Here is a 2,633-nt window from a genome sequence, read left to right as displayed (position 1 = left end):
CTGCTGGCGGGGGTGGCCGCGCACGCCGTGGGGCCGTTGCCCTCGCTCCCGTCGGCGGCCGTGGCGATGCTCCTGGGACACCTCGCCCACGGTTCCGGCTGGCCGCTGCCGCGCGGCGGCAGTCGGGTGCTGGCCGAGGCGATGATCGCGGACATCCGGGCGCACGGCGGTGAGTTCCGTACCGGTCACCGGGTCCGGGACCTCACCGAACTGGACGGCGCCCGGGTCGTGCTGTTGGACGTGGCCCCGACGGGGTTGCTGGAGCTGGCAGGGGACCGTCTCCCCGGTCGGTACGCCCGGGCCCTGCGCCGCTACCGGTACGGGCCGGCCGCCGGCAAGGCCGACTTCCTGGTCTCCGAGCCGATCCCGTGGGCCAACCCGGAGGTGGGCCGGGCGGGAACGGTCCATCTGGGCGGGACGATGGAGCAGATCCACCGTCAGGAGACCGCCAACGCCCGCGGGGTGGCCGGGGACGAACCGTTCGTCCTGGTGGTGGACCCCGCCGTGGTCGACCCGGGGCGTGCGCGCCCCGGGCGACGACCGGTATGGGCGTACGCCCATCTGCCGGCGGGTGACCGTCGTGATCCGGTGCGCCTGGTCCGGGAGCGGATCGAGGCGTACGCGCCCGGTTTCCGGGACACGATCGTTGCCGAGCGCGGCGTGTCCGGCGCGCAGTACGAGGCGTACAACCCGAACTACGTGGGTGGCGACATCGGTACGGGTGCGATGACCCTGCGGCAGAGTCTGTTGCGGCCGGTCGCCCGGATCGACCCGTACCGCACACCGCTGCCCGGGGTGTACCTGTGCTCGGCCGCCACGCCACCCGGCCCGAGCGTGCACGGCATGTGCGGTTACCTGGCGGCCCGTTCGGCGTTGCGACGCGAGTTCGGCCTGGCGGTGCCGGCCCTCGGACCCCGGGATCGCGGCGTCGCCGGGGGCGGGACCCCGGAACCGGACGGGGTCGGGCCGGTGCGCGCGGACGCCTCGGGAGTCCCGTGAGAGGCATCGGGAAGGAGCGTGAACGGCGTGAACGGCGTGAACGGCGGGGACCGCGTGAACGGCGTGGACCGAAGCGGTGTCCTCCGCCGGGAGGTGCGAGTGGAGGTGGAGCACCGGGGCCCCGGTCCCCCGGACGGAGAGATCGCGGTGGTGCGCCTGTTGGCCCGGATGCCCTCCACCTGGCGGTACGCCCACCGGGCGACGCCCGGGCGGCTGACGCTGTGGATCGGGGGCCCGGGTGCGACCCCCCGACGGGTCGGCGAGGTGGTGGTCGCCGCGTTGGGTGACCCGGCGTTGGCGGCCTGGCACGACGTACCGGTGGGCGACGCGTCGGACGGAGGCGCCTCGGCCCCGGCGGGGTGAACCCCCGGCGGGTTCTGCTGGAGACGCGGTGGCGGCCGGCACGGCGGTGTCGGTGTCGGTGTCGGTGTCGGCGGGTGCGGGTGGTGTGGCGAAGGGCGCCGGTTCTCAGATCCAGCCGCGTTCACGGGCCAACAGCGCCGCGTGCGCGCGGTTCTCGGCACCGAGCAGCTGCATCAACTCGGCGATGTGCCGCCGGTAGGTGCGCAGGGACACCCCGACCTGTCGCGCGCCGGTCTCGTCCTTGCCCACCGTGCACATGCAGCACAACACCTCACGCTGGGTGGCGGAGAGGTCGACGGGATCCTCCGGCGATCCCTCCGTGGCGACGGGGAAGTCCTCGGCGGCGTCCCACAGCCGCTCGAAGAGCGTGATGATGTTGTCCACCAGCCCGCTCTCCCGCGCGCACAGCGCACCGCGTGAGGTGTCCGCCGGGTCGACCGGAACCAGCGCGGTGTGCCGGTCGTAGACGAGGATCAGCTCCGAGAAGTCCTCGGCTACCCGGATGCGGGCTCCCGCCGACACGAGTTCGCGCAGGTAGGTGGCGGTGGTCGGGTCCTCCACGGCGGTGCGCCGCACCAGGTTCCGGATCCGCACGCCGCGCCGCAGGCACCGCATGTCCAACGGTCGGGCATGCGCGATGTTCTCCGGACTGAGGGCGGCGTACGGCTCGGCGGCCAACACTTCCGTGCGGGCGAAGAAGGCCAGGTCGTCGATGCGGTCGCGGACCGTCTTCAGATCCTCGATGCGTTCGATGCCGGGCGCGGGTCCCGTCGGGTCGTTGGCGGGGCAGTCGCGGGCCAGGGATTCGAGGATCGATCGGGTGCGGGTGAGGTCACGCATCTCCCGGTGCAGGAGTTCCAGCCGGTCCTCGGCCAGACGTGGGACGACGGTGTCCGGGGCCGCGGCGACGGCGTGCTGGTCGTCACCCTCCACCAGACGGAGATCGCGCAGTCGATCCAGTGCGCGACGGGTCTCGTCCGGGTCGGCCCGCAGCAGGATGTGCAGGTCGTCGACGGCGGTGTGGGGGTTGCGCAACAGGTGCCGGTAGATCTCCTCCTCCAGGACCGAGAGACCGAGTACCGCCATCACATGTGTCCCCAACGCCAACTCCCCTGTCAGGTGAATCAGTTGTGGTGAGTGACCGTCGGAAAATCCTGTGGCGAAGCTTAGGTCAGAGTCATGGTCCTGTGTAGTTCCGGTGGGAGATGAGTGGGATTCGAACTCCGTGTGCCCCGGGAATGCCGGTGGGATGGAGGGGGAGGGGTGGTCCC

3 protein-coding genes are annotated in these 2,633 nt (G+C 72.3%); 2 read left to right on the top strand and 1 reads right to left on the bottom strand.

Features of this window, described 5'->3' with window-relative positions:
* Both FNQ90_RS19125 and FNQ90_RS19120 read left to right on the top strand, forming a co-directional pair.
* The coding region (locus tag FNQ90_RS19125) for a phytoene desaturase family protein (protein ID WP_228471396.1) at positions 1-999 on the top strand (999 nt) is incomplete at its 5' end.
* Positions 1,000-1,017: 18 nt separating this feature from the next.
* Positions 1,018-1,362 (top strand): hypothetical protein, encoded by a 345-nt coding sequence (locus FNQ90_RS19120; RefSeq protein ID WP_182607496.1) that lies wholly within the window; start codon positions 1,018-1,020, stop codon positions 1,360-1,362.
* Positions 1,363-1,467: 105 nt separating this feature from the next.
* On the opposite strand, the gene FNQ90_RS19115 is transcribed toward FNQ90_RS19120, so the two are convergent.
* A complete protein-coding gene (locus FNQ90_RS19115; protein ID WP_228471395.1) occupies positions 1,468-2,448 on the bottom strand; it encodes a helix-turn-helix domain-containing protein in 981 nt (326 codons plus the stop codon).
* Positions 2,449-2,633 lie beyond the last annotated feature (185 nt).

The sequence above is a fragment of the Streptomyces alkaliphilus genome (assembly GCF_014141535.1).
Taxonomy (GTDB): Bacteria; Actinomycetota; Actinomycetes; order Streptomycetales; family Streptomycetaceae; genus Streptomyces; species Streptomyces alkaliphilus.
The sequence above is the reverse complement of the archived record's forward strand: the minus strand, read 5'-3'. Positions and strand labels throughout refer to the sequence as shown.